This window comes from Chitinimonas koreensis, from assembly GCF_014353015.1.
Classification (GTDB): domain Bacteria; phylum Pseudomonadota; class Gammaproteobacteria; order Burkholderiales; family Chitinimonadaceae; genus Chitinimonas; species Chitinimonas koreensis.
Genome location: NZ_CP060704.1, coordinates 2,224,115 through 2,250,849, shown reverse-complemented (window position 1 = coordinate 2,250,849; position 26,735 = coordinate 2,224,115). Strand labels below are relative to the sequence as shown.

Here is a 26,735-nt window from a genome sequence, read left to right as displayed (position 1 = left end):
GCTTGGGCTCGCGGGATCTTGAAATGGCTTCGATTGCGAAAGGCGCGCGATGGTAGCGCAAACCGGCGGACTACGTACGCCGGCGGCGGTCCCTCGCGCCTTCGCCGGGATCAATCCGACAAGAGATCGCCGGTGACGGCCGGGGCCGGCTTGCCCAGCAGGGCGAACAGGCCGGCCTCGTCGAGGATCGCGATACCGAGCTCGCGTGCCTTGTCGAGCTTGGAACCGGCTGCCTCGCCGGCCACCAGGTAGTCGGTCTTCTTCGATACCGAACCGGCCACCTTGCCGCCTGCTTCCTCGATCAGCGCCTTGGTGTCGTCGCGGCCCAGCGTCGGCAGCGTGCCGGTGATCACCAGCGTCTTGCCGAGCAAGGGGCCTGCCAGCGCCGCCTCGCTCGGGTCGGACTCGGGCCAATGGACACCGGCCGCGCGCAATTGTTCGATCGCTTCGCGATTATGTGGCTCGAGCAGGAAGTCGCGCAGCGAGCGCGCCACGATCGGGCCGATCTCGGGCACCGCCTGCAGCGCCGCCAGCGCGGCCGCCTCGTCGTCCTGGCCGGCCGCCTCGATCAGGCCGTCGAGCTTGCCGAAGTGGCGCGCCAGATCCTTGGCCGTCGCCTCGCCGACGTTGCGGATGCCGAGCGCGTAGATGAAGCGCGCCAGCGTGGTGGCCTTGCTCTTCTCGATCGCGTCGAGCACGTTGACGGCCGATTTCTCGGCCATCCGGTCGAGCTCGACCAGCTTGAGCACGCCGAGCCTGTAGAAATCGGCCGGGCTGCGCACCAGGCCGACGTCGACCAGCTGCTCGACCAGCTTGTCGCCCAGGCCCTCGATATCCATCGCGCGGCGGCCGGCGAAGTGCAGCAGCGCCTGCTTGCGCTGGGCCGGGCAGACCAGCCCGCCGGTGCAGCGGTAGGCCGCCTCGCCCGGCTCGCGCGCCACGTGCGAGCCGCAGACCGGGCAGGCGCGCGGCATCTTGAACGGTGCATGGCGCGGCACCAGGCAGGCGGCCTTGCCGGTCTCGCCGTCGCGGCTGAGGACGCGGCCGGCGCCGCGTTCGGCCAGCAGACCGCGCAAGCGCGGGCCGACGCGGCGGCAGCGATCCTGCTTGGCGCGCGAGGAGCCGCCGCGCAGGCCGCGCCGGCGCGCCTCGACGGCGTCGACCAGCGGCCGCCGCTCGAGCACCACGTCGACGATCTCCGGGATCACGTCGCCGGCGCGCCGCACGATCACCGTGTCGCCGGCGCGCACGTCGAGCTGGCGGATGCGGTCGATGTTGTGCAGCGTGGCGTTGGTGACGGTGACGCCGCCGACGAACACCGGCGCCAGCCGCGCCACCGGCGTGATGGCGCCGGTGCGGCCGACCTGCACGCCGATCGATTCGACCGTGGTCAGCATCTCCTGCGCCGGGTATTTGTGCGCCACCGCCCAACGCGGTTCGCGGGTGACGAAGCCGAGCCGCGCCTGCAGCGCCAGCTCGTCGACCTTGTAGACCACGCCGTCGATGTCGAACGGCAGCGCGTCGCGCCGGGCGGCGATCGCCTGGTGGAATTCGACCAGGCCGTCGGCGCCCTCGACCACCGCGCGGTCGGCGCAGACCGGCAGGCCCATCGCCGCCAGCGCGTCGAGCATGCCGCCGTGGCTGTCGGGCAGCGGCCAGCCGACGACCTCGCCCAGGCCATAGGCGAAGAAGCTCAGCGGCCGTTTCGCCGCGATGCGCGGATCGAGCTGGCGCACCGCGCCGGCCGCCGCGTTGCGCGGATTGACGAAGGTCTTCTCGCCGGCCTCGCGCTGGCGCGCGTTGAGCGCCTCGAAGGCGTCGCGGCGGATGTAGACCTCGCCGCGCACCTCGAGCACCGGCGCCTCGACGCCGGCCAGCCGCAGCGGGATCTGGCCGATGGTGCGGATGTTCTGGGTGACCTCCTCGCCGGTCTCGCCGTCGCCGCGGGTGGCGGCGCGCACCAGCACGCCGTGCTCGTAGCGCAGGCTGATGGCCAGGCCGTCGAACTTGAGCTCGGCGGCGTAGCGCACCGGCGGGTCGGTCTCGCCGAGGCCGAGCTCGCGCCGCACGCGGGCGTCGAAATTGGCCGCGCCGCCGGGGCCGGAGTCGGTCTCGGTGCGGATCGACAGCATCGGCACCGCATGGCGCACCGGCGTGAAACCGGTCAGCGGCCGCGCGCCGACGCGCTGGGTCGGCGAATCGGCGGTCTTCAGCTCGGGGTGTTCGGTCTCGATCGCCTCGAGTTCGCGGAACAGCCGGTCGTACTCGGCATCGGGCACGCTGGGCGCGTCGAGCAGGTAGTACTCGCGGGCGTAGCGGTTGAGCAGGGTGCGCAGCTCGGCGGCGCGTTCTGTAACTTGGGACACGGTCAGTTCACTCAGAGGAAATGCGCCGGCCACGCGATGGAACCGGTCGATGAATTGTTGCAGAGTTGGTCGGAATCCATTCCGACGACACGCTTGGCCTAGGTCGCCGTCGGAATGAATTCCGACCGACCTGGAAACGGCCGGGATCGACTCCAGGCTGCACCGGATCGGCGAGCCTTGCAGGTCGGGCTTTATGCCCGACAGCGACCTCGATCGGCGGCGCCGTCGGGCATAAAGCCCGACCTACCCGGTCGGTCATTTGCCAACCATGTACGAAAACGAAATTATCTACGAAGCGCTGACGAGCGCCAGCGAGGCCCCTCGCGGCGGCGAGGGCGGGGGAGCAGGAATCGATCAGGGTAGGGCCTGAGGTCGAGCACTCACCGCCCTCGAACTCCCGGCTCCGCCGGGAGCCGCGCAACAGATCGAGCCCAGGCCAAACTCGATGCGCCCGCCGGGCCCTACGCGAACAGCCGCAGCGCCGCGACCCCGCCGCCCGGAATGCCGCGGTCGTCCATCTTGGCGTAGATCGACACCAGCTGCTTGCGGATCGCCGCTAGGTCGGCCGGCTTGAGCGAACGGTTGTCGTCGTCGACCAGGTCGCCGCCGAGCGTCAGCGCCATCTGCTGCGCCAGGTCGGCCATCCGGTCGAAGGCCTGCTCGCCGCCGGCCACGCGCGGCACGTCGAGCAACAGCGTGACCGAGGGCGTGTCGTCGAGCGCGTCGAGCGGCCGGTGATGGCGATCGGCCAGCGTGAACAGCGGCTTGCCCGAATCGGAGCGCGCATGGAACACGCCGTCGGTCTCGAGCACCAGGCCGGCCGCCTCGGCCATCGCCACCACCCGGCTCAGCGCGAACGGGTTGCGGCTGGACACCACGTTGAGGCCGATCAGCATGTCGACCTCGGCGCAGAAGCCGTCGAGCTGCTGCGCCACGCGCAGCTTGTCCTCGCGGCGCGGGAAGGTGGCGACGCCGCCCTGGGCGTCGGCGAAGGCGTTGACCTGCTCGCAGAACATCACCAGCTGCGCCTCGCTGACCGGCCCCTGGCGGTCGACCAGCTGCAGGCCGATGCGAAATTCCTGGTAGCGGTGGCCGGGGCGGATCACTTCCCACTCGTCGGCGTCGGACAGCCCGAGCACCCGCACCCGCTTGCCGACCTCGATCGACGGCACCGCAGCGTAGTCGACCAGGTCGCCCGGGTGGACCTCGGCGACGTAGTCGAGCGCCGGATCGAGGATGGCGACCGCCAGCGCGACGCTGTCGGCCAGGTCGACCATCTCCGGCACCGGCGCCAGCGGCTCGCCCAGCACCGTGGCGGCCGGCTCCAGCGTCGGCTCCAGCCGCATGCCGGTCTCGCCCTGGCGCACCATGTTCTTCGGCGTATCGAGCAGCACGTCCGGATGGCTGCGCGCGAACGCGGCGGCGGCGCGCTTCTTGAAGCGCCATTCCTGCCAGGCGTTGAAGCCCCAGACCGCGCCGACGAGGGCGGCGCCGAGGCCGAGGGTGATCCAGTGGAATTCGCTCATGTATATGAAAGTCCGTGAAACGTGATGCCGCTGCGCGGCGGTGAAACGTGAAACGTGGCGCATTGCCGCCTTCCGCGCTTCTTAACTTCCGGCAGATCGATTCCGGGTGAAACGTGCCGCCGGCCGGAGCGGCAACGAAACGCGGCCGATCACCACGTTTCACTTTTCACGTTTCACCTTTCACCGGCGCTGGGCGGGCAAGGCCCGGCCAGCGCCGAGCTTAGCGGATGGCGCGCGCGCAAGCCAAGTCGTCATGCCGCCGCGGCCGCGGCGTCGAGCTCGGCCTGGCCGTAGCGGCGGCACAGGGCGCCGTGCATGACCCGATCGACCGCCGCCATGCCGACGCGTTCGAAATATTCGTCGCAGCGTCCCACCACCGCGAGCACCGCGGCGATTTCCTCGACCGCCGCATGCCGGTCCAGGCCGAACTTCGCGTGCCGGCTCAACAGGTTGGCCAGCGAGGCGCGGCGGCCGTCGCTGCCCAGGCCGATCGCGTGCAGCTCGGGCTGGCGCGGATTGGGCACCACGTCGAACACCGGCGCCAGGCCATAGCCGCGGCCCGGCAGGTAGAGCAGGCCGTGGTTGAGCAAGTGGTCGTCGGTATTGGCGATGGCCAGGTTGAAGGCCATGCGGCGATAGAGCTGGCGCAGCTGGGCCACCGCCTCGAAGGCGCAGCGCTTGAGGCCGTCGGCGATGCCGGCGTAGCTGAAGTCGCCGCGCTCGTCGGCCGCGCCGATGCGGTACATCGACAGCAGCGTGCGCGCGCTGATGTAGTGCAGCCGCTCGCCGCCGGGGCGGCGGTCGAAGCGCTCGATCAGCAGCACGTTGCCGCCGGCCACCGCCACCACCCGGCTTTCCATCACCGGCAGGCCGGCGTCGGCGGCCATCAGCTGGAAGGCCTTCTCGGCCAGGGCGTGGTCGAACAGGTCGCCCTCGCGGGCGAACTTGGCGATCCATTCGCGCCCTTCGTGCGCCACGGTCGCCTTGGGCCGCGCGCCGCCCATGCTGGAGCCGAACCACAGCAGCCGCACCAGGCCCTCGTCCTGCACCACCCGGCGCGCCTCGACCTCGCTGGCGGCCTGGGCGATGCGCGCCAGGTCGGCGAAGGCCGGCACCGCCGCCGGCGGCTTGACCCGCTCCTTCGAACCCGAATACAGCAGGCAGCCCACGCCGGTGCCGCGGGTGACCAGCAGCGCCTCGACCTCGTTGGCCGGCTGCTGGCGGTGGATCGCTGCGAACACCCGGCGGCCCCAGTCGTCCGGCAGCGAATCGGCCAGCGCCGAAAACAGCTGCGTGCCGAGAAACGATTGCTCGCGCAGCGGCAGGTGGATCGGGTCGAGCGCGAACGCATCGCTGCGGCCGAGCCAGCTGCGGGCATAGCCGAACTCGTAGCCGCCCGGCGTCAGCCGCACGGTACCGACCGGACGCGGATCGCCGGCCAGTTGGGCGAATACATAGGCTTGGGTCAACGGCGCCGCCATCGGCTCAGAAATCAGTGTCGATCGGCGGCTGCGCCGCTACGCCGGCCGCGGCGCGGCCCCGCGCCAGCGCTTCCAGCCGGGCGCCCTCGGCGTCGGTCGCCGGGTTGGCCAGCGCGGCGACGTCGGCGACCAGGCCGAAGGCGGTGAGCACCGCCATCAGCTGGTGCATGCCGATATTGGCCGAGCCGCTCTCCAGCCGCGCCAGCGTGGGCACCGAGACGCCGGTGCGGCTGGCCAGCTCCGGCCGCGTCCAGCGCCGCCGCTTGCGGGCCAGGCGGATGTGCTCGCCCAGCGTGCGCAGCATGGCGTTCGCCTCCTCGCTCAGGAATCCCTCGCGTGCCTTGCGCACCATTTCCGCCCCCGTTTCCAAGCCATTGCACCTGTCAGAAATCATAAACGATGTTTTTTTTATAAAAAAGATCATTTATGAACTTTCCATATGGCAAGCCGGTGCAACGGCGCCGGGCCGGAGCGATTCGGCGGCGCAGCGCCGGTCCAGGGCGGCACGTCGTCAGGCCGTCTCGACCGGCAGGGACACCTGGATGGCGACGCCCTGCCCTTCGGTGGTCGAAATCTCGAAGCGGCCGCCGCGCGCCTCGATGCGGCTGCGCATGCCGGCCAGGCCGTGGCTGCGCGGCCTGTCGATCTCCTGCAGGTTGAAACCCTTGCCGTCGTCGCGGATCGCCAGACGGATCATGCGGCCGCTGCGGAACAGCCCGATCGAGACGTGGCCGGCGCCGGCGTACTTGGCGATATTGGTCAGCGACTCCTGCGCCACCCGGTACAGCGCCAGCGAGGCATCCTCGGGCAGCGCGCAGATATCCTCGTCCAGGTCGAGCTCCAGCCGCCAGCCGTTGACCTGCGACATCTCGTCGGCCAGGAAGCGCAGCGCGGTCGCCAGGCCCAGGTGGGTCAGCGTGGTGGGCCGCATGCCTTCGATGATGCTGCGCTTGATGTTGATGCTGGAGTCCAGGTACTCGAGCGCGCGCGACAGCTTGTGGTGCACGGTCGGGTTGCTGTCCTTGATCAGCTTGATCGAGCTGTGGAGGTCGATCCGCATGGCGGTCATCAGCCCGCCGAGCTCGTCGTGCAGCTCGCGCGCCAGCATCGCCTTCTCCTGCTCGGACACGTCCTGCAGGTACTTGGCCAGCTCGTTGAGCTGGGCGGTGCGCTCGCGCACCAGCAGGTCGAGCTGGTCGTTGTGGGTCTCGAGCTGGCGCAGCATGCTGGCCTGCTGCGCCAGGCTGTCGCGCAGCAGCTGGGCCTTGCGCCGCAGCGCGGCCTCGCGCTCGACCGCGGCCGAGACGTCGGTGATCTGGATCAGGCACTGCCGGCCGTGCGGCTCGGAGGTGAAGGCGGTGATGCTGATGGTCAGCCGCAGCAGGCCCTGCGGCCGCCGCGAGGGATCGGCGTACAGCGGCAGCAGGTCGCGGTTGAGCGAGCCGGACAGCAGCGTGGGCTGGCCCAGCTGCAGCGCCTGCTCGATGCCGGCCTGCACCCGGCCCCCTCGAGCGAGGGCCATAGCGCGTACAGCGGCCGGCCGCAGGCCTCGGCGGCGGCGATGCCGGCGCGCTTGGCGACCCAATCGTTCCAGTGCAGCACGTTGGCCGCCTGGTCCAGCACCACGATGCCCAGCGACAGGCTCGACAACAGCGTGGCGACCGAAGTGTCGGGCGCCGCGGCGATGCGATCGGCGCTGCTCATGCCGTCAGCCCTGCCGGGCTTCGGCGATGAAGCGGTCGATCCGCTCGACCAGGCCGGGAACGACACGATGTCCTGGACGAAGGCCAGATGGCCGTTGATCGAATGCTGCTCGACGCAGAAATCGATGTGCAGCAGCACCACCACGTCGTCGGCCAGCCGGCCGCCGTCCTGCGGGCCAGCAGGTCGCCGTAGGTGCTGGCCCTGAACACTGGCAGCGAGACGTGGAATTCGCCCTTCAGCAGCTTGGTCACGGTGCCGGTGCAGGCATTGAGGATGAGGTTGCCGATCTCGGTCAGCGCCTCGCGCTCGAGCTCGGTGATCGACTCGCCGTCGGCGATCTCGCCCACCGTCAGCCGCACCAGTTCCAGGCCGTTGGCCTCGGGGAAGACCAGCATCGCGAAGGCGTCGAAATCGCCTTCGAGCACCTGGGTGATGCTGTAGACCTTCTGCTCCGTCCCGCCCAGCAGGGCCGCGACGGCCTGCCGCGGCACCAGCCTGACCTGCGGCACGCCGAGCTTCACCTCCGCGTTGACGATGCGGCCCATGGCCGGCGCGGCGCAGCCCATGGCGATGTCGAACACCTCGGCCAGGGGCTCCCTGTGCAGATCGCTGAAACGGGTATCCATGATCACAGCCCGAACAGGATCTTGCGGACCCCGGCTTGGTTGATCGGCTTTTCCGCCATCGCCCCGGACAGGATGCCGAGCGGCTGCACCTTGCGCCGCACGCGGTCCCGGATGTGGGCGGCGACGATGGCGATCTTGGCGTCGGGCAGGCGTCGTGCAGCAGGCGGGCGGCTTCGAGGCGGTCCATCCCGGGCATGTTCAGGTCGAGCGTGATCAGGTCCGGCGGCACCTCGCGCACGCGCAGCAGCGCCTCGGCGCCGCTGCCAGCCTGCCAGGCCTCCCGGTCCGGGCGCGGGGCCCGCGGCAGGTCCTTCAGCATCGGCCGCGAAATCGAGCTGTCGTCGACGATCAGGGCGCGCTTGTGGGCGCTCATGGCATTCCTCCTTCGAGTAGGGGTGGTATGGGCCGGGCCGGCGCCCGGCAGCACCTCGCCGCGCCACGGCAGGGTGTCGGCAAGCCTACGCCGCGGCCCGAGATGTCGGACAGCGCGTCGGCGCTCGAAAATCCCGGGAGGAAGATCGGTTGCACCGCTTCCGCGTCGTCCAGCCGCCCGGCCTCGCCCAGCAGCCCGCATTCGCGCGCGCCGGCGCACCCGCCCGACCTCGACGCCGCCGCTGCCGTCGCCGACCTCGATCCGCCGCGACGGCAAGAAGGGCCGCGCCTTCGTCGGCACGCTGAAGGTCTTCGCCGACGAGACGGCGATGCCGGGCCACACGATGGACGGCCTGTCGGACAAGGTCTTCGACGCGACCGATGCCCAGCGCAGCCTGGCCGGTGCGAACGCCGACCTGAGCGATGTCGACGTGGTGTCCGGAGCGACCACCGGCCGGCTGGGCAAGGCGCGGCAGCCGAGCCTCGCGGCCAATTAGGGGCGGGTCATCGACCGGGTGGAGCCGAGGGGATGAAGACCGAGCGAGCATGACCGGCGGAGCTTGCCGCGAGTCCCCGTCCCGGGGACCGGGACGGCCGGCAGGCGCCGCCGGCGCCCGCCTCATTTCCTGCCGGAGCGGGCCTTGGGGATCGCTACCCAGCCGTCACGCACATCGTCGTAGTAGGCCTGCAGGCGGTAGCGCGCCCAGATGGGCTGGACGGACTGGGCGAACAGGCCTTCCGCCAGCGCCTTGCGCAGCTTGCCGGCGGTAGCCGGCGCGATGCCGCTGTTGCAGGCGACCCAGCGTTCGAATCGGGCCAGCGTGAACACCCGCACGATGCCGGCACCGCCGGCGTCGAGCTCGGGCAGCAGATCGCTCAGCAAGAGGTCGAAGCGATGCGCGCCGAGCATCGAAAACCCCCGGCTCGACTGCGCCAACGGCTCGTAGGCGATGCCGGCCGTGTCGAGCAGGTCGCGCAGCTCGGCGATATCGATCGCGCCGACCCGGTAGCGGCGGAGATCCTCGATGTTGCTGAGCCTGACCGACTGGCCGGCATTGGCGTAGACCGATACGGTGATCGGCGCCACCCGGCCCAGGTAGTTCAGCGTCTCGGCCGCGCCGGGCGCGAAGTTCAGCGCAAGCCCGCAGCTGTTGGGCTGGCTTTCGAGCTGCAGCATCAATCGCTTGACGGGCATCGAGACGAAACGGGCCTCGATGCCCTGCTGCCGCAGCAGGGCGGCGAACGCCTCGGCATAGGGGCCGGCAAGCGTGCCTTGCCGATCGAGCAGAAACGGCGGGTAGGGCTCGCCGTAGACGTCCAGCCGTTCGGCCGCCGCAGCCCGGCCCAAGGTCGCGGCCGCCGCCAGCGCGAGCAGGCCGCGGCGCAGGTGGCGCGTCCCGCTCATTTGCGCGTGACCAGCTGGACCGGCGTGGGGACGATGCCGGGCAGGTCTTCCTGGCGGGCGCCGCTGGCCAATGACTTGATCGCCAGCTCCAGCGCGTATTCCGCCTGCTTGGCCGGATATTGGTCGGCCGTCGCCACCACGCGGCCGTCGGCGATATAGGGCCGGATCGCCGGGATGTTGTCGTAGCCGGCGATGGCGACCTTGCCGTGCAGACCCATCGCTTCGACCGCCTTCACCGCGCCGATCGCCATGTTGTCGTTGCCGCAGAGCAAGGCCCGCAGCTTCGGTTCGGCTTCCAGCAGTTCGCGGGCGGCTTTCTCGCCGCCGGCCACCTCCCAGAAGCCGGAGCGGATACCGGCGATCTCCATGCCGGCGGCCCGTATCGCCTCGCGGAAGCCGTCGCTGCGCGCTTTGGCATTGATCGAGCCGGGCGGTCCTTCGACCAGCCCGATCCGGCTGCCCGGCGGCAGGCCCTGGGCGACCTGGGCGCCGACGCTGCGGGCGCCGGCGAAATTGCTCGGACCGACGAAGGGGATGTTCAGCTGCGCCGCAGCCAGCGCCCGGTCGTCCAGCTTGTTGTCCATGTTGATGACCAGGGTGCCCGCCGCCACCGCTCGGATCAGGATCGGCAGCATGGCGACCGAATCGGCCGGCACCACCACCAGGGCGCCGGCGCGGCGGGCCAGCAGTTGCTGGACGATCGTTTCCTGGCCCTTGACATCGGTCTCTTCCTGCACGCCGGCCACCGCAAGTTCGTAGTCGGCCTGCCGCCGGCGCTGGTGCGCACGGGCGCCGTCGGCCATCTGCACGAAGAACTCGTTGCGCATGGATTTGAGCACCATGCCGACCAGCGGCCGGGCCGGCGCGGCCAGAGGCAGGGACGGCAAGGCCAGGCACAGCGCAGCCTGGCCAAACTGGCGTCGATTCATCGCGTCACCTCATGCCTACCGATGGATTCGTGAATCCAACATAGCCCATATGGGGACGGCGCCGCATCAGGGTACGAACGGCAGACGGGTCGCGGCCGCCGGACATCGGCCGGCGGCCGCGCGCTTTCAGCGGGTATGGGCCGCCACGATCCGGTCGTATCCGCCGTTCTTCCGCAAGGTCTCGAGGCCCTTGTCGAACGCGGCGATCACGCTCCTGCCCTGCGGCGTCGCCCGGCCCGCGATCAGGTGCAGGGTCTCCGACTCCAGCACCACCGACGAAGCGGTCAGCGCATCCGCCGGCAGATTGGCGCCCTTGATGGCCGTCCGGCCCTGGAACTGGTCGGTGACGAAATAGTCGGCGCGGCCGGCCGCCACCATCTGGGCGCAGGTCGAGATGTCCTTGGGCTCGCTCTTCTTGATCTGCCCGCTCTTGATCAGCGGCAGCAGCGACGCGGACGGCGCCCAGCCCAGCGGGACGCAGACCGTGCTGCCGGCCAGGCTGGCGACATGGCCGAAGTCGAACTTGCTGCCCGGCTTGGCGAACGCGCGCTGCTGGATTTCGTAGATCGGTGCCGAGTAGATGAAATCCTTCTCGCGCTCGGCCGACTTCACGTAGGGGAAGGTCGCCGCATAGCGCCCAGACTTGGCTTCTTCATAGCCCCTGGCCCAGGGCGACCAGTCGAGTTTCACTTCGGTCTTGGACTCGGCGAACGCCTTCACGGCCACCTCGGCCGCCAGGCCGCCGTTGGGCAGCTTGCTGTCGGCGAAGGGCGCGTAGTCGTTGCCGGTGACCAGCGACAGGGAGTCGGCCTGGCAGGCCAGCGCGAGGGACAATGCAAGGGCGGCGGCGAGCGTCGGTTGGCGCATTGGAAATATCCTTGTTGTCTGTTGTGGTTTGCCGGAAGCGTGACCGCCGATGGGGCAGTCCGCTTGAGACTAGACCACGGGCGCCGTTACGGCAGGAATCGCCCACCGGCGGACCGGATGCGCCCGCAAGCCCAGCAGAAGGCGAAAGCCGCGACAAGACCCTGCAGGCCGGCCCCCCGCTCCAGTCGCCAACGACGAGCGCGATCTACGGAGACAGGCCTTGTTTACCTTCGCTGCCGACAACCTGGCGCGGCTGCTGGATCTGATGCAGGCGGAGACGGTATGGGCATCGATCCGTCCGCCAGCTGGCGACCGGCGGGCAGCGAGGGTGAAATGCCCGGGAAGTGGGCCATGGCGGATTTACGGCGCCGAAAAAATGGGACGGAAGACGATAATCCGCAGGAAATGGGGACTGTCCCACCCGCCTGCTAGCCGGAATTTCATCGAGCGCGCCCGCAATCTCACTTGATCGCCCCGACCAGCACCAAGGCATCGGCGCCGCCCCTGTCGCGTCGGCAGCCGCCGGCGCTGATCAGCAACCGCAAGCCATCCCATCTTCGTAGCCTCGCGCCTCACGCCTCGCGCATCTGCAGCGCCTGCTCGATATCCACCGCCACCACCCGGCTCACGCCCTGCTCCTGCATGGTGATGCCGACCAACTGGTCGGCCATCTCCATGGTGATCTTGTTGTGGCTGATATAGAGGAACTGGGTCTTCTCGGCCATCCGCTTCACCATCTCGCAGAAGCGCGCGGTATTGGCGTCGTCCAGCGGCGCGTCGACCTCGTCCAGCAGGCAGAACGGCGCCGGGTTGAGGCGGAACAGCGAGAACACCAGGCTCAGCGCGGTCAGCGCCTTCTCGCCGCCCGACAGCAGGTGGATGGTGGCGTTCTTCTTGCCCGGCGGCTGGGCCATGATCTGGATGCCGGCGTCGAGGATCTCCTCGCCGGTCAGGATCAGCTCGGCATGGCCGCCGCCGAACAGCGCCGGGAACAGCTCCTGCAGGCTGCCGTTCACCGCGTCGAAGGTCTCCTGCAGCATCGCCCGCGTCTCGCGGTCGATCTTGCGGATCGCGCTTTCCAGCGTCTCCATCGCCTCGGTCAGGTCGGCCGCCTGGCCGTCGAGGTAGGTCTTGCGCTCGCGCGCGGCGTTGAGCTCTTCCAGCGCCGCCAGGTTGACGTTGCCCAGCGCGTTGATCGCCTGGCTGAGCCGGCCGATCTCGCCGACCAGCGACTGCACCTTGAGCCCGGCGCCGATCAGCGGCATCAGCGCGGCGACGTCGGCGCCGGCCTCGTCGAGCTCCTGGCTGAAGCGCTCGAGCGCCAGCCGCGCCTCCTGTTCCTTCAGCCGCAACTCGCCGACCTTGTCGCGCAGCGGGTCGAAGCCCTGCTCGACCTGCTGCTTCTCGGCTTCCTTCTCGCGCAGCGCATTGGTCGCCGCGTTGAGCGCGTCGCGCATGGCGGCCAGCGCGCGTTCCATCTCGGCGCGGCGGTTCACCGCGTCCTGGAAGCCGACGTCGAATTCGCCCTCGTCGATGCCTTCGAGGTCGAAGCTGGCTTCCTCCAGCCGCAGCCGCGCCTCCTCGCGCTGGCCGGCCAGGTCCTCGCCGCGCCGCGCCAGCTCGTTCAGCCGCGCCTCGGCCGATTGCCGGGCGAAGCCGGCTTCCTGCGCCTGGCGCTCGGCCTGGCGCAGCCGGCTGCGCTGGATGTCGAGCGCGGTCTCGGCCTCGACCCGGGCCAGCTTGGCGCCGTCGACCGCGCGTTCCAGCGCCGGCAATTCGGCTGCCGCAGTCTCCATCTCGGTCCGCACTTTCTCGCGCTCGAGCGCCAGCTCGGCCGCCTCGTCGGCCAGCTCGGCCAGCTCGCGCGCCAGCGCCTCGGCGCGCGAGCGCGCCTGCTCCTGCGCCTGGGTCAGCCGCGCCACCTCGACCTGGCGCTCGCCGCGCTGCTGGCGCAGGGCGTCGAGCTTCTGCCGCGCGTGCTTGAGCTCGGCATGCAGCTCGCCGAGCCGCTGCTCGGCCGCGTGCAGCGCGGCGCTCTCGGCCTCGAGCGCCGGGCCGGCCTGTTCGAGCAGGCGGTTCAGCTCGCCCAGTTCGCGTTCGCGCTGCAATACGCCGGCCAGCGCATTGTCGGGCGCATGGAAATGCAGCGCGTGTCGGCTGGCGGCATGGCCGGCCGGGCTGACCGCCAGGCCGCCCGGCGGCAGCAGCGGCTGCGCCGCCGGCAGGCCGGCCGCGTCGTCGACGCACCAGACCTGCGCCAGCCAGTCGCGCAAGGCCGCCGCCACCGCCGGATGGGTAGAGCCGACATGCTCGCCCAGCGGCACCAAGGCCACGGCCGCTGCCGCAGCGGCGCCCTCGCCTCGCGCCGCGGCATCGGCCGCCGCGGCATCCGGTGCGAGCAGCGTCAGCCGGGCCGGCGCCGGGCCGTCCTCGCGCGCCCCGCCCAGCACCGCGTTCATCCGTTCGCGCAACACCGCCTCGACCGCGGTCTCCCAGCCCGGCGCGATGTCGAGCAGCTTGAACAGCCGCGGCGCCTCGGCCAGGCCCTGGCGCGCCAGCCAGGCGTCGAGCGACTTGTCGGCGGCGGCCTGGGCCTGCAGCTTGGCCAGCGCATCGCGCCGCGCGGTCGCCTCGGCCCGCTCGGCGCGCAGCCGTTCCACCTCGCGGCGATGGCCGCCGCGCGCTTCCTCGGCCTGGTGCAATGCCTCGTCCAGCGCCGCCAGCCGGCCTTGCTGCTCGTCCAGCGCCAGCGTCAGTTCCTCCAGCTCCAGCCGCTTGTCGTCGAGCGCCTCGGCATCGGGACGCGGCAGGCTGCGCTGTTCGCCCTCCAGCCGCTCGCGCCGCTGCTGCAGCTGGCCCAGCGAGCGCTCGAGATGCTGCAATTGCTGCTCGGCCAGCTGGCGCGTCTGCCGCGCATGCGAGAACGCAAGCTGCGCCTCGGCCATCGCCGCCTCGCATTGCTTGTAGGCGGCCTCCAGCCGCGGCGCGGCGTCCTGTTCGGCCAGCAGCGCGGCCTGCGCGTCCTCGTGACCGATCGCGCCCTCGTCGCGGCGGTATTGCCACTCCTCGCGCTCGGCTTCGAGCGCCTGGGCCTGGCGGCCGATCTCGTCGAGCCGCTGGCGCGCCTGCTGTTGCTGCTGGGTCAGCCGCTGCCGCGTCTCGCGCAGGTGCAGCAGCTTCTGTTCGAGCCGGGCCACGCTGGCGCTGGCGTCGGCCAGCGCGGTCTGCGCCTCGCCGACCCGGTCGGTGGCGTCGTAGTGGGTTTCGCGCAGCGTCTCGATGGCGGCCTCGATCTCGCGCAGCCGGCCGGTCTGCGATTCCAGCGCGGTCTGGGCGGCGGCGATCGCGGCGCGCGCCTGCGCCTCGTCGCGCTCGGCGTCGAGCTTGCGCTGCAGCGCCAGCAGGTTCTGCTTCTCGGTGACCTGCTGCTTGAGCTCGTGGAAGCGCGCCGCCACGCCGGCCTGCACTTCGAGCTTGTCGAGCTGGCCGGCCAGCTCCTGGCGGATGTCGTCGACGCGCGCCAGGTTCTCGCGGGTGTCGGCGATGCGCGCCTCGGTCTCCTTGCGGCGTTCCTTGTACTTGGAGACGCCGGCGGCCTCTTCGAGAAAGGCGCGCAACTCCTCCGGCCGCGCCTCGATGATGCGGCTGATCATGCCCTGCTCGATCACCGCATAGCCGCGCGTGCCGACGCCGGTGCCGAGGAACAGGTCGGCGATGTCGCGGCGGCGGCATTGCAGGTTGTTGATGAAATAGGACGACTCGCCCTGGCGGGTGAGCAGCCGCTTGATGCTGATCTCGGCGTACTGCGACCAGGCGCCGGCGGCGCGGCCCTCGGCGTTGTCGAACACCAGCTCGACCGAGGCGCGGCCGACCGGCTTGCGCGTGGTCGAGCCGTTGAAGATCACGTCCTGCATCGATTCGCCGCGCAGCTGCTTGGCGCTCGATTCGCCCAGCACCCAGCGCACCGCGTCGATCACGTTGGACTTGCCGCAGCCGTTGGGGCCGCAGACGGCCACCAGCTGGCCCGGCACCGGAATGGCGGTGGGGTCGACGAAGCTCTTGAAACCGGCGAGGCGGACGTGGGTGAGGCGCACGGGGCGGGAGGCGGCGGAGGGTGGCGGAAACCGGCGGATTGTAATCGATGCGGCCTGCTGCCAGGATCGCGCCATCGCCCGGAGTGACGCCATGTTCCGCCTTGCCCTCGCCTGCCTCCTCGCCCTGCTGCTCGCCGCCTGCGGCGGCCAGCCCAAGTTGCAGCGCCTGCCGCCCGACGCGGTGATCCTGGCCTTCGGCGACAGCCTGACCTACGGCACCGGCGCGACGCCGGAGACCAGCTACCCGGCCGTGCTGGCCGGGCTGGTCCAGCGCCGGGTCGAGAACGCCGGCATCCCGGGCAACACCACCGCCGACGGCGCGGCAAGATTTGCCGAGGCGCTCGACGAGCACAAGCCGGCGCTGGTGCTGCTGTGCCTGGGCGGCAACGACTTCCTGCAGCACAAGCCCGAGCCGGAGACGGTGGCCAATCTGCGCGCGATGCTCGACCTGGCGCGCCAGCGCCGCCTGCCGGTGCTGCTGGTGGCCACGCCGCGGCCCGGCCTCGGCATCGCGGTGCCGCCGTTCTATGCCGAGCTGGCCAAGGAATACCGGCTGCCGCTGGAGGACGAGGCGCTGGCCGACATCCTCGGCCAGCGCGCGCTCAAGAGCGACCCGATCCACCCGAACGCCGAGGGCTACCGCCAGATGGCGGAGGCGGTGGCCGAGGCGCTGCGCGACAGCGGCGCCGTGTGAGCCGCTCGCTGCCCGGCCTGATGGAAAACCCTGCAGGAGCGGCTTCAGCCGCTCCTGCAGCACCTCAACCAGCCTACGAAGCCAGCCGTCCCTACCCAGCTGCGCGGCAAGGTAGGCCGGGCTTCATGCCCGACAGCGCCGTGAATTCAAATCGCGGTCGGGCATGAAGCCCGACCTACCCGGCCCCGCACATCAGCCGCGCACGAACTCGATCACCCGCTCCACCACCGCCGCGTCGCGCAGGATGCGGTTATGGCCGAGGCCGTCGGTGAGCTGGAGCTGCGCGCCCGGCCAGGCTTCGGCGATGGCGACGCCGGCCGCGCTCGGCACTTCGCGGTCGCCGCGGTCGTGCACGATCAGCGCCGGCTGGCGCAGTTGGGCGGCGCGGGCGGCGCCGTGCAGCTCGCGCCACTGGATGCCGAAGCGGGTCTCCATGCGCAGCTGCATCGCGTCGCGCAGGCCGTCGTCCAGGCCCAGCAGGCGCGCCACCTGGCGCGCATAGGCGGCCACGTCGATGGCCGGCGCGATCAGCGCGACGCGGTCGACGTCCAGCCGCGCGGTCGCCAGCGCGTAGATCGCGGCCGGGCCGCCGAGCGAATGGGCGATCAGCGCGTCGACATGGCCTTCGTTGCGCAGCAGCCGTTCCAGCGCATGGGCGAAATGCAGCACCGAGGCCTGGCGGCCGGCGCTGGCGCCATGGGCCGGCGCATCGATGCCGATCACCTGGTAGCCGGCCGCCACCAGCGGCGCGACGAAGGCGTGGAACTGCGTCGCCCTGCCGCCCCAGCCGTGCAGCACCGCCACCTTGCCGCGGCGCGCCTCGCCCCAGCGGTAGGTGCGCATCGGCTTGCCGTCCCATTCGGGCTGCGGCAGGCCGGCGGTGTGCAGCACGCCCTGCTCGGCGCGGTCGCGCCAGCCCTGCTCGGCCGCCGGCCAATCGTGCCGCGGCGGAGTGAGGAACAGCCGCTCGGCCCAGGCCAGCGCCAACGGCCGCGACAGCCGCGCGGCGAGGCCCAGGCCGGTGCGCAGCGAATTGAGGGCGATAAATTTACGAACGTTCGTGCTATTCATGGGCAAACTGGCGGTGTTCATGGCGGACTCCTCGGTCGGGGATCAGTTGGGTTTCAGGACGGTTGGCGCGGCGGGGCCGAGATCAGGCGTTCCAGGCCCTGGCGGGCGCGGGCGACGAAGCGCGAATCGGACAGCAGGCGGACGTGGTGATGGGTCGACAGGATCAGGCCGAACAATTCGAAGGCGAACTGCTCGGTATCGGTGTCGGCCGGCAGTTCGCCGGTCTCCACCGCGAACTGGACGGTGCGGCCCAGGCCGAGCAGCCAGCCCTGCTGCTGCGAGGCCAGGAAGTCGCGTACCGGGCCGGGCCGGTCGTCGAATTCGCTGGCGGCCGCGATCATCAGGCAGCCGCCGGGCTGGCGCTGCGCGGCGGCCCAGCCGAGCCAGCGCTCGAACAATTCGCGCAGCCGTGGCAAGCCGCGCGGCGCCTGGAAGGCGATGCGCGACACCTCGTCGTCGAAGCGGCTCTGGGCAGCGCGCAGCACGGCCAGCTGCAGCTCCTCCTTGGCGCCGAAGTGGGCGAACAGTCCGCTCTTGCTCATGCCGGCCCGCTCGGCCAGCGCACCGATGGTCAGCGCCGACAGCCCGACCTCGCGCGCCAGGTCGATGGCGGCGTCGAGGATGGCTTCGCGGGTGGCTTCACCCTTGCTGGCGGTGCGGGGCATCGGTCGGTCTCGCAGTGGATTGCAAGCAAAATAGCACGATCGTTCGTGTTATGAAAAGCCGCTCGTCGCGGCGATGGCGGGACGGCATCTGCAGGAGCGGTTTCAACCGCGGACAGGCCGTGGCGCAGCCGGGCGATCCGCAGCTGAGGCCGCGCCTGCGTTCTCCACGTCGTGCGATGCAATCCGGTAGGTCGGACTTCAGTCCGACAGCGCCAGTGAGGAAGATCGCCGTCGGACTGAAGTCCGACCTACTCGGCTGATGGAGAACATTCGCCGGTTAATGGGCACTCGACCGGCGCTCCCTCACCCCAGCCCTCTCCCGGTGGGAGAGGGAGCGGGCCGGTGGGTACTCAGGCCGTAGCCATATTCCGGCCATTCGCGGTTGAAGCCGCTCCTACGGCAGGCAGGAATTGCCGCCGGCAACGCATGAATCTGCCGCCGCTGTCGGGAGTAAATCCCGACCGACGGCACTAGCAGCAGCGGCAGCGCGAGGATGACGAATCGGTCGAAAAAGACACGAACGAGCGCTAGCGAGGCTCCCTCGCGGCGGCGAGGGCGGGGGAGTCGGGATGAATCAGGGAAAGCCGGAGTTTCAAGCCGCACTGAACGCAAACGCCCGGCTTTGCCGGGCGCTTCATTGCAGGATCAGGCCATCACGAACACCGGCAAGCTCACAAGGCTTTTACCCGCCGATGTACTGGAACAAGGACAAGCCCTGCACCTTGGAGAACGACTGCCGCGCCGCATCCAGATAGGTCTGCGTCACCGAGAAATCGCTGATCGCCTTCACGTAGTCCAGGTCGGTCAGCTTGGACAGCGTGGTCTTGAACTGCACGTTCAGATCCTCGGTGGTGGTCTGCACCGAATCGCCCTCCTTCATGCGCGAGCCGACGTTGGCCTGCACCGTCAGCACGTTGCTGAGCGCGTTGTTGAGGTTCGAGAGCGTGGCGTTGAGCCGGTTCTGGAAGTCGGCGCCGGAGGTGCTGTTGTCGGCGTAGTTGGTCAGCGCGGCGGCGAAGTCGCCGATCGTGCTGAACAGATCCTGGTCGCGGCTGCCTTCGAGCTTGAAGCTGTCGCCATCCTTCGGCACGCCGTCGACCGAGATCTTGCCGCCGAAGTCCCAGTTGGGATACAGCGCCGAGGTCTCGCCCGGCTGCTGGGCGAAGGTGATGTCGCCGCCGGCGGTGTAGCTGCGCGGATAGGCGTTCGGGTTGCCGGCGCCGTCGGTGCGGCCGCCGGCCGGCACGTCGTTGGTGTAGTCGTAGCCGTCGATCAGCGAACGGTTGTAGTTCGCCGAGTTGGTGTCGTTGTCGATGATGTCGTAGCGCGTGACGGTCTTGGTCGGGTCGGTCGGGTCCGGCACGACGTGGAACTGCACGCGGTAGGTGTCGTTGTTGTTGGCGTTGGCCCACTTGACCGGATCGCTGACCACGCCGGGGCTGACGATGCCGGTGCCCTGGTTGGCGCCGCCGGCGGCGTTGCCGCCCGTGCCGGTGGTGAAGGTGCCGTTGCCGGTCTTGATCTTGACGAACACGTCGGCGCCCGAATCGGACACCGGGATCTGCCGCGACGGCGAGACCTGCACCGAGCGCTGGCCCTGGTCGCCGTCGTAGCGCACGTTGCCGTAGCTCTGCTCGTTGAACGGCTTGGTGTCGCCCTTGTAGCCCGAGAACAGGTAGAGGCCGTTGCCGTCGGTGGTGTTGGCCAGGCCGATCAGTTGCTGGTATTTGCCGCGGATGTCCGACTCCAGCATCTTCTTTTCGCTGCTGGTCAGCGCCGGATTGCCCGATTGCACCGCCAGTTCCTGGATGTCCTGAATCACCGCGGTGACCTGCTGCAGATTGTCCTCGGTCAGCGCCAGCGTGCTGTTGGCGTACTTGACGTTGTCGATGTACTGCTCGTTGACCTGGGTGGCCTGCGACAGGTCGAGCGAGCGCGCGGCCGCCACCGGATCGTCCGCCGGCGTGAGGATGCGGCGGCCGGTCGACAGCTGGTTCTGCAGCTTGTACAGGTCGGCCTGGCGGTTGTTCATGCTGAACACGCCGCTGTTGTAGATGGAACTGGTCGCGATGCGCATGGTGCAGTGCTCCTAAGCCCGGTCGCCGGCCTCAGCGGCCGATGGTCAGGACTTCTTCGAACGCCCGCTGGGCGATCTGGATGGTACGGCTCGAGGCAAGGTAGGCCTGCTGGAAGATCAGCAGGTTGGCCGCTTCTTCGTCGAGGTTCACGCCCGACGATTCGGACAGCTTCGTCTCGGCCTGTTGCAAGAGTTGTGCCTGCGCTTCCTGGTTGATGTTGACCTGGTTGGCGCGCACGCCGACGTCGGCCACCAGCTTGCTGTAGGCGCCCTGGTAGCTGGCGGTGCCGCCGGCCAGGGTGTTCTTGGTCTGCAGTTCGCCCATCGCCAGCATGTTGCGGGCGTCGGCCTTGCCGCCGGCATTGGGCTCGACCAGGAAGCCGTCGCCGGGCGAGGGCACGCCCGAGACCTTGACGGTCCAGCCGTTGAAGCTGATGTCGCCGCCGGCGGTATAGGGCTGGGCGGCCTGCAGCACGTTGCCGGTGGCCGGGTCGCGCAATTCGAAGGTGGTCGGCGAGGTGAACACCAGCGAGACCGGGTCCTTCAGGTCGATGTCGACCGGCGAGGAGGTGACGGTGCCGGCCGAGATGGTGGCCGAGCCGGTGTTGCGGCGCGGATCGACCACGTAGCGGTCGCCCGAGGCGGCGCCGGCGATGCTGACGGTCCAGCCGTTGTAGGTGGCCTGGCCACCGACCAGCGACTGGCCGCTGGCGACCGTATTGCCGGTGGTGCTGTCGATCACGTCGTAGGTGCTGGCCGAGGTGAACACCAGCTCGATCTTCTTGGCCGCCGCGCCGCCCTGGGCGTTGATCACCCCGGTGACGGCGGCGATGGTGCCGGCCGAGGTCGGCGTCTTGCTCACCGCGATGCTGGCGGTGTCGCTCGAGGTGCGGATCGGCGCGGCCGCGGCCACCTTGGCGGTGTCCTTGATCATCACCGACATGTTGTCGGCGAAATCGCGCGTGGGCTGGATGGTGTAGCGGTCGCCCGGCTGCATGGTGCCGCTGTTGAGGCGGAACTGCAGGCCGTCGATCACCACCGGCGGGGTATTCCAGGTCGAGGCGTTGATATTGAAGGTGGTGCCGTCTTCCTTGCGCACCACGCGGTAGTCGGGACCGTCGTAGATGAATTCGTAGTCGCTGGTGGCCAGCTGGTTCGAATCCTTGATCGAGACCTGCAACTCGCCGTCGCCCTTGTTGTTGGCGTTCTTGAGCACGTGCGAGGCGGCCGGCAGGAAGCTCACGCCGAAGTCCTCGCCGGCGGCCAGGTCGCCGTCGAGCCTGAAGCGCACGCCGAAGGCGACCTGGCCGCCGGCGCTCTGGATCGCAGCCGGCGTGGCGGTGGCGGTCTGGCCGTCGGTCAGACGGGTGATGGTGTAGTTGGTGCCATCGAAGGCGACGTTGAAATCGCTCTCGATGAAGGGCTGGTCCGAGGTCAGCTCGGCGGTCAGCGTGCGGCTGTTGGCGCCGATCCGGTATTGCGCGCTGGTCTGCTCGACCGGGATCTGGAAGAAATTGCCGCCGAACTGGCCGTTCAGATCCTGGCCGCGGCGGTGCTGGGCGTTCACCGTCTGCGCCAGCGCGGCCGCCACCCGGCCGAGCGAGCTCTGCGCCTCGTCGAGCACATCGGTGCGGAATTCGAGCACGCCGCCGAGCGAGCCGCCGGTGATCAGGTTGCTCGGGATCACCGTGGTCGAGCCGAACTGCTGGTAGGCCACGTCGAGCCGGCTCGGATCGTCGGGCGCCTGCACCGCGCCGAGCGTGAACGACTGGGTGCCGACCACCAGGTTCTGGCCGTTGCCGATGAAGATGTTGTAGCTGCCGTCGGTCTGCTTGATCACGGTCGACTTGACGTAGCCGTTCAGGTCCTTGACCAGCTGGTCGCGGCGGTCGAGCAGGTCGTTCGGCGCCTGGCCGTCGCTGCTGCCCTTGGCCAGGTTGATCTGCTCGTTGAGCTTGGCGATCTGGCTGGTGATCGAGTTGATGCTGGCCACCGACGAACGGATCTCGGTATTGACGTCGTTGCGCAGCGTGGTCATGCGCTCGTTGACGGTCTTGAGCTTGGTGATCATCGATTCCGACAGGCCCAGCAGCGACTGGCGCGCGGTGGTGTCCTGCGGATTGTTGGCGACGGTCTGCACGCCGCGGAAGAAATCCTGCAGCGAGGGCGACAGGCCGGCGGTCGGGTCGGCCAGCAGGTTGTCGAGGTCGGCGATGTGCGACTGCAGGTTGGACAGGTAGCCGTCCTGCGACTTGGCGGTCTGCACCTGGCGGGCGAGGAATTCGTTGTAGACGCGGGTGATCGAGGTGACCTGCACGCCGCGGCCGACGAAGCCGCTGCCGGTCGGTTCCGGCTCGAATGCGCTCTGGGTGATGGTCTGGCGGTTGTAGCCGGCGGTCGAGGCGTTGGCGATGTTGTGGCCGGTGACGCTCATGCCGACCTGGGCGGCGTTGAGACCCGATACTGCGATGCCGTAGATGCTGCTGGCCATGATTCAGTCCTCCTTAGGCCACGGCGCGGTAGGCGCGCAGGGCGGGATGTTCGGCCACGCGGGCCAGCTTCTTGGCATAGGCCGGGTCGGTCGCGTAGCCGCCTTGCTGCAGCTCGGTCGCGAAGGTCTTGGCGTCGCTGCCGGCCTGGGTCGCTTCGCCGTAGCGCTTGGCCAGCAGGCGGCCGTAGTCGGCGAAGGCATCGGCGTAGCTGTCGTAGGCGCGGAATTTCTCGACGCGCTTCTGCGCCACGCCGTCGACGAATTCGGTGGTGACGATCTCGGCGGTCTTGCCCTGCCAGTCGCGGCCGGCCTTGATGCCGAACAGGTTGTGGCTGTTGTTGCCCTGGGCGTCGGTGATCGGCTTCTTGCCCCAGCCGCTTTCGAGCGCGGCGTGGGCCAGCATCAGGTGCGGCGACAGGCCGAGCGCCTGGGCGGCGCCGATCGCCTCGCGGCCGACCGTTTCGACGAAGCTCTCGGCATTGCCGCCGGTGCCGGCCGGCTGGGCGGCGGCGGCAGGCTTTGCCGCACCAGCGGCAAGCTCGGACAGGCGCGGGCCGAAGGCGTAGACCGCGGGCCGCTTGAGCGGGGTGTTGGCGTAATCGGGGTTGCTCATGCGCTCGATCTGGCCGGCGATCACGTCGGCCAGGCCGAGGCCGCGGCCGCTGGTCAGGTTCTGGCTCAGCTGCTGGTCGTACATCGAGCGGAAGGTGCCGACGGTATCGCTCTCGAGCTCGTCGAACTTGGGCGTGGCCTCGCGCATCGACTTCATCACCATGTCGAGGAACATCTTCTCGAACTGGCCGGCCACCTCGCGCGCAGCCCCCTTGGGATCGCGGGCCACCTTGGCGCGCAGATCGCCGACGGCCTGGGCGTCGATGGCGAGCCGGCTGTTCAGCGAGGCGTCGGCGGCGGTGGTGGTCGAGAACAGTTGCATGGCGTTTTACCGGTGGCTGACTTCGGGATCGGAACCGATAAAGCAGGGACCATGCCAATCAATCAAGACATTGATTCAAAAGGAGGAATGAAGCAGGACAGAGGGCGAGACCGGCAATTGCCGCCGGCTGGCCGGCAAGATCGGTCGGCCGGGTGGGCGCGCAGCGATTGCGCGCGCGGATCGGCACCCCGAAGGACACGGAGGCGCGCCGAGGAAAGCGACGGAACGTAGGTCGGGCGCCATCCCGACAGCGCTGCGGCCGATGCCGCTGTCGGGCGTCAAGCCCGACGACCTGCAACGCGACCGCGGCGAGATCGTAAGACTCAGGCAGCGGCGGCGTCGGATGCGCCGAGCACGTCCTGGTCGAGCCGCAGCGGCAGGTGGAAGGACACCCGCAGCGTGACGCCGGCCCCGCCGAGCTCGCGGTCGGACTCGATCAGCTCGACCTCGTGCAGGCTGGCCGCCACCGCCATGCCGGCCAGCTCGCTGGCGCAGCGCGCGAGCGCGGCTTCGAGCACGGCGGGCGGAATCTGCTGGAACGGGTTGTCCATGTTTGATCCCGTGAAAGGTGAAACGTGAAATGTGAAAGATGGTTCGCCGCTTTGCGGCTCAGGTTCAGACTGGTCGTCGAGCATTAGGTGCGGCGGCGCCGCACCACGTTTCACAGGCACCGCGCAGCGGGCCTCACGTTTCACATTTCACGCGCCGTGCAACGGGCGCCGCGAACGCGGCGCTAGATCACTTCGAGATCGGCCTTGAGCGCGCCGGCCGACTTCATCGCCTGCAGGATCGCCAACAGGTCCTGCGGGGTCGCGCCGATCTGGTTCAGCGCCCGGACCACCTCGTTGAGCGAGGCGCTCTTCGGCACGGCGGTCACGCCGCCCTTCTCGGCCTTCACCTCGACCGTGGCGTTCTGCACCGGCGCCGTCTCGCCGCCCGACAGCGGCTTGGGCTGGCTCACCTCGTTCTTGGCCGAGATGGTCACCGTCAGGTTGCCGTGCGAGATCGCGCACGGCTCGAGCGTCACCGAGCGGTTCATCACCACCGAGCCCGTGCGGGCGTTGATGATCACCTTGGCGGCGGTGTCGGACGGCACCACGTTGATGTTCTCCAGCCGCGCCATGAAGGTCACCCGCGCATCCGGATCCTGCGGCGCATGCACCTGGATGGTCCGCGCGTCCTGCGCACGCGCCACGCCGCCGCCGAAGGCCGCGTTGATCGCCTGGGTGACCTTGGCCGCGGTGCCGAAATCGGCCTCGTTGAGCGCCAGCGTGACGGTATCGCCCTGCCCCACCCCGCCCGGCACTTCGCGTTCGACGGTGGCGCCGTTGGGAATGCGGCCGACCGCCAGCTGGTTCACCTGGGTGCTCGACCCGGCCGCCGCGGCACCGGCACCGGCTACCACCACGTTGCCCTGCGCGATGCCGTAGACCTGGCCGTCGACGCCCTTGAGCGGGCTCATCAGCAGCGTGCCGCCGCGCAGGCTCTTGGCGTTGCCGATCGAGGACACCGTCACGTCGATCGACTGGCCCTGGCGCGCATAGGCCGGCAGCGTCGCCGTCACGGTGACGGCGGCCACGTTCTTGAGCTGGAGATTGGTGCCGACCGGCAATTGCACGCCGAGCTGGGTGAGCATGGTGATCACGCTCTGCACCGTGAACGGCGTCTGGGTGGTCTGGTCGCCGCTGCCGTCGAGGCCGACCACCAGGCCATAGCCGATCAGCTGGTTGGGCCGCACCCCGCCGACGCTGGCGAGCTCCTTGAGCCGCTGGGCCTCAACCGCGCTGCCGCCGACGATCAGGAAAAGCGCTGCAATCAGTCGGACGGCGGTGCGGTTCAGGGGCATGGGTCAGAAGGGCAGGAAACTGAAGAAGAATCGTTGCAGCCAGCCCGCGCGATCGGCGGAGGCCACCGTGCCGCTGCCCATTTCCTCGATCCGGGCCTCGGCGATCTTGGTGGAGGATACCACATTGCCAGCCTTGATATCGCTGGGGTTGACGATGCCCGAGACGCGCAAGTAGCTGATTTCGCCGCGGATATTGACCTGCTTTTCGCCGCCGATCACGAGGTTGCCGTTGGGCAGCAGCTCGACCACCTGGGCGGTGATCAGGCCGCGGAAGGTGTTGTTGGCGCTAGTGCTGCCCTTGCCGTCGTGCTTGTTGCTCGACTCGGTGCCGAGGTTGAGGCCGCCGAGCACGCCGTCGAAGAAGCGCGAGTTGGCGCCGGCCGCGATCGCGGTCGAGTTCTCGCTGCTGCGCTCGGCCTTGTTGGCCGAACTGCTGGAGGCGCTGACCTGTTCCTCGAGCTGCACCGTGATGTTGTCGCCGACGTAGCGTGCGGTGCGGTCCTCGAACAGCGTGCGGTTGCTGGCGGCCTGGTAGATGCTGCCGTTGGCCAGCGGCGCGGTCTGCTGGCGTAGCCGGGGCGCACGCTGGTCGGCTGGGTCACGATGGTCGACGGCACCTGGCTGGCGCAGGCGGCGAGCAGCAGGACGGGCACGGCGAGAAGAAGGCGGCGGATCATGGCGAGGCTCCTGTCTTGTGTGGTGTGTGCCATGGATGCGGAAGCGGATCTGCGACCCGTAGGAACCCGGGAGCGGCGGCTTACAGCTGCGTCAGCCGCTGCAGCATCTGGTCCGAAGTCTGGATCGAGCGCGAGTTGATCTCGTAGGCGCGCTGGGCCTGGATCATGTTGATCAGCTCTTCGGTGATGTTGACGTTGGAGGTTTCCACGTAGCTCTGGTTGAGCACGCCGGTGCCGTTGAGGCCGGGCGTGGTGACCTGCGGCGCGCCCGAGGCGGCGGTCTCGAGGTAGAGGTTCTCGCCCTGGCTCTGCAGACCGGCCGGATTGATGAAGCTGGCGAGCTGGATGGTGCCGATCTGGGTGGCCTGGGTCTGGCCCGCCTGCAGGGCAGTGACGATGCCGTCGCGGCTCACGGTGAACTGGGTGGTGCCCTCGGGCACCGTGATGTTGCCCTGCAGCGGGTAGCCCTCGGCGGTGACGATCACGCCCTGGCTGTTGACCTGGAAGGCGCCGTCGCGGGTGTAGCCGATGGTGCCGTCGGGCATCTCGACCTGGAAGAAGCCGCGGCCGTTGATGGCGAGGTCGAACGGGTTGTCGGTCAGCTGCAGGTTGCCCTGGGTGTGGATGCGCTCGGTGGCGACCGGCTTGACGCCGGTGCCGAGCTGTAGGCCGCTGGGCAGCTGGGTCTGCTGGCTGGTGGCGCCGCCGGGCTGGCGGATGGTCTGGTACAGCAGATCCTCGAAGATCGGCCGGGTCCGCTTGAAGCCGTTGGTGTTGACGTTGGCGAGGTTGTTCGAGATGACGTCGATGTTCATCTGCATCGCGTCCATGCCGGTCTTGGCGATCCATAGCGAGCGCATCATGGCGGCAATCCTTTCCTGTTCGGGCCTGTCGTTTTGTCGTTTCTTGC

The 26,735-nt window shown here is 69.5% G+C and carries 22 protein-coding genes; 2 read left to right on the top strand and 20 right to left on the bottom strand.

The annotated features are described in order from the left end of the window. Nucleotides 1–110 precede the first annotated feature (110 nt). The 7 genes from ligA to H9L41_RS09750 form a co-directional block, all read right to left on the bottom strand. Nucleotides 111–2,366, bottom strand: a complete 2,256-nt coding sequence (ligA, locus tag H9L41_RS24545; RefSeq protein WP_245589220.1) for an NAD-dependent DNA ligase LigA — start codon at nt 2,364–2,366, stop codon at nt 111–113. A gap of 461 nt (nt 2,367–2,827) precedes the next feature. Next, entirely contained in the window at nt 2,828–3,892 is a 1,065-nt protein-coding gene (locus tag H9L41_RS09770; protein WP_028446759.1) for a cell division protein ZipA C-terminal FtsZ-binding domain-containing protein, read from the bottom strand. A 251-nt stretch (nt 3,893–4,143) separates the two neighbouring features. Continuing rightward, entirely contained in the window at nt 4,144–5,361 is a 1,218-nt protein-coding gene (locus tag H9L41_RS09765) for a type II toxin-antitoxin system HipA family toxin (RefSeq protein ID WP_169730200.1), read from the bottom strand. 16 nt (nt 5,362–5,377) lie between these two features. Continuing rightward, nucleotides 5,378–5,725, bottom strand: coding sequence for a helix-turn-helix domain-containing protein (locus H9L41_RS25690; protein WP_051319115.1), 348 nt, complete (start codon nt 5,723–5,725; stop codon nt 5,378–5,380). Nucleotides 5,726–5,884: 159 nt separating this feature from the next. Further along, a complete protein-coding gene (locus tag H9L41_RS24535) occupies nt 5,885–6,433 on the bottom strand; it encodes a sensor histidine kinase (RefSeq protein WP_265584034.1) in 549 nt (182 codons plus the stop codon). 311 nt (nt 6,434–6,744) lie between these two features. Beyond that, nucleotides 6,745–7,077, bottom strand: a complete 333-nt coding sequence (locus H9L41_RS24530; protein WP_265583981.1) for a PAS domain-containing protein — start codon at nt 7,075–7,077, stop codon at nt 6,745–6,747. Beyond that, a complete protein-coding gene (locus H9L41_RS09750) occupies nt 7,074–7,703 on the bottom strand; it encodes a chemotaxis protein CheC (protein ID WP_187523779.1) in 630 nt (209 codons plus the stop codon). Before H9L41_RS09750 ends, H9L41_RS24530 begins: the two co-directional genes overlap by 4 nt. A 701-nt stretch (nt 7,704–8,404) precedes the next feature. Here H9L41_RS09750 and H9L41_RS09745 point away from each other — a divergent pair. After that, a complete protein-coding gene (locus H9L41_RS09745) occupies nt 8,405–8,572 on the top strand; it encodes a hypothetical protein (protein WP_157462014.1) in 168 nt (55 codons plus the stop codon). A gap of 122 nt (nt 8,573–8,694) precedes the next feature. Here H9L41_RS09745 and H9L41_RS09740 read toward each other — a convergent pair whose 3' ends face one another. The 4 genes from H9L41_RS09740 to smc form a co-directional block, all read right to left on the bottom strand. Next, nucleotides 8,695–9,480, bottom strand: a complete 786-nt coding sequence (locus H9L41_RS09740; protein ID WP_028446757.1) for a transporter substrate-binding domain-containing protein — start codon at nt 9,478–9,480, stop codon at nt 8,695–8,697. After that, entirely contained in the window at nt 9,477–10,409 is a 933-nt protein-coding gene (locus tag H9L41_RS09735; protein ID WP_028446756.1) for a substrate-binding domain-containing protein, read from the bottom strand. Before H9L41_RS09735 ends, H9L41_RS09740 begins: the two co-directional genes overlap by 4 nt. 126 nt (nt 10,410–10,535) lie before the next feature. Continuing rightward, nucleotides 10,536–11,276, bottom strand: a complete 741-nt coding sequence (locus tag H9L41_RS09730) for a substrate-binding periplasmic protein (protein WP_028446755.1) — start codon at nt 11,274–11,276, stop codon at nt 10,536–10,538. A gap of 572 nt (nt 11,277–11,848) precedes the next feature. Beyond that, nucleotides 11,849–15,370 (bottom strand): chromosome segregation protein SMC, encoded by a 3,522-nt coding sequence (gene smc / locus H9L41_RS09725; RefSeq protein ID WP_028446754.1) that lies wholly within the window; start codon nt 15,368–15,370, stop codon nt 11,849–11,851. A gap of 91 nt (nt 15,371–15,461) precedes the next feature. Between smc and H9L41_RS09720 the strand changes: the two genes are divergently transcribed. Beyond that, on the top strand, nt 15,462–16,064 hold the full coding sequence (locus H9L41_RS09720) for an arylesterase (RefSeq protein WP_028446753.1): 603 nt from the start codon (nt 15,462–15,464) through the stop codon (nt 16,062–16,064). 192 nt (nt 16,065–16,256) lie between these two features. On the opposite strand, the gene H9L41_RS09715 is transcribed toward H9L41_RS09720, so the two are convergent. The 9 genes from H9L41_RS09715 to flgG all read right to left on the bottom strand — a co-directional run bounded on the left by H9L41_RS09715 (nt 16,257) and on the right by flgG (nt 26,688). Further along, nucleotides 16,257–17,135 (bottom strand): alpha/beta hydrolase, encoded by an 879-nt coding sequence (locus H9L41_RS09715; RefSeq protein ID WP_169730199.1) that lies wholly within the window; start codon nt 17,133–17,135, stop codon nt 16,257–16,259. A 53-nt stretch (nt 17,136–17,188) separates the two neighbouring features. Then, nucleotides 17,189–17,800, bottom strand: a complete 612-nt coding sequence (locus tag H9L41_RS09710) for a TetR/AcrR family transcriptional regulator (protein WP_034607152.1) — start codon at nt 17,798–17,800, stop codon at nt 17,189–17,191. A gap of 682 nt (nt 17,801–18,482) precedes the next feature. Continuing rightward, the gene (gene flgL / locus H9L41_RS09705) at nt 18,483–19,877 is read right to left on the bottom strand and encodes a flagellar hook-associated protein FlgL (RefSeq protein WP_028446751.1); all 1,395 of its coding nucleotides are present in this window, start codon (nt 19,875–19,877) and stop codon (nt 18,483–18,485) included. Between the two features lie 31 nt (nt 19,878–19,908). Then, nucleotides 19,909–22,368 carry a flagellar hook-associated protein FlgK gene (gene flgK / locus H9L41_RS09700; RefSeq protein ID WP_028446750.1) on the bottom strand — a complete coding sequence of 820 codons (2,460 nt, stop codon included), beginning with the start codon at nt 22,366–22,368 and terminating at the stop codon, nt 19,909–19,911. Nucleotides 22,369–22,381: 13 nt separating this feature from the next. Continuing rightward, nucleotides 22,382–23,302: a flagellar assembly peptidoglycan hydrolase FlgJ gene (flgJ, locus tag H9L41_RS09695; protein WP_034607150.1), complete on the bottom strand. Its 921-nt coding sequence runs from the start codon at nt 23,300–23,302 to the stop codon at nt 22,382–22,384. Between the two features lie 323 nt (nt 23,303–23,625). Further along, nucleotides 23,626–23,853: a hypothetical protein gene (locus tag H9L41_RS09690; protein WP_028446749.1), complete on the bottom strand. Its 228-nt coding sequence runs from the start codon at nt 23,851–23,853 to the stop codon at nt 23,626–23,628. 182 nt (nt 23,854–24,035) lie between these two features. Continuing rightward, nucleotides 24,036–25,148 carry a flagellar basal body P-ring protein FlgI gene (locus H9L41_RS09685; protein WP_028446748.1) on the bottom strand — a complete coding sequence of 371 codons (1,113 nt, stop codon included), beginning with the start codon at nt 25,146–25,148 and terminating at the stop codon, nt 24,036–24,038. Between the two features lie 3 nt (nt 25,149–25,151). Then, nucleotides 25,152–25,658: a flagellar basal body L-ring protein FlgH gene (locus tag H9L41_RS09680; RefSeq protein ID WP_265584033.1), complete on the bottom strand. Its 507-nt coding sequence runs from the start codon at nt 25,656–25,658 to the stop codon at nt 25,152–25,154. A 247-nt stretch (nt 25,659–25,905) separates the two neighbouring features. Beyond that, complete coding sequence (gene flgG / locus H9L41_RS09675; RefSeq protein WP_028446746.1) at nt 25,906–26,688, bottom strand: flagellar basal-body rod protein FlgG; 783 nt, start codon at nt 26,686–26,688, stop codon at nt 25,906–25,908. Nucleotides 26,689–26,735 lie beyond the last annotated feature (47 nt).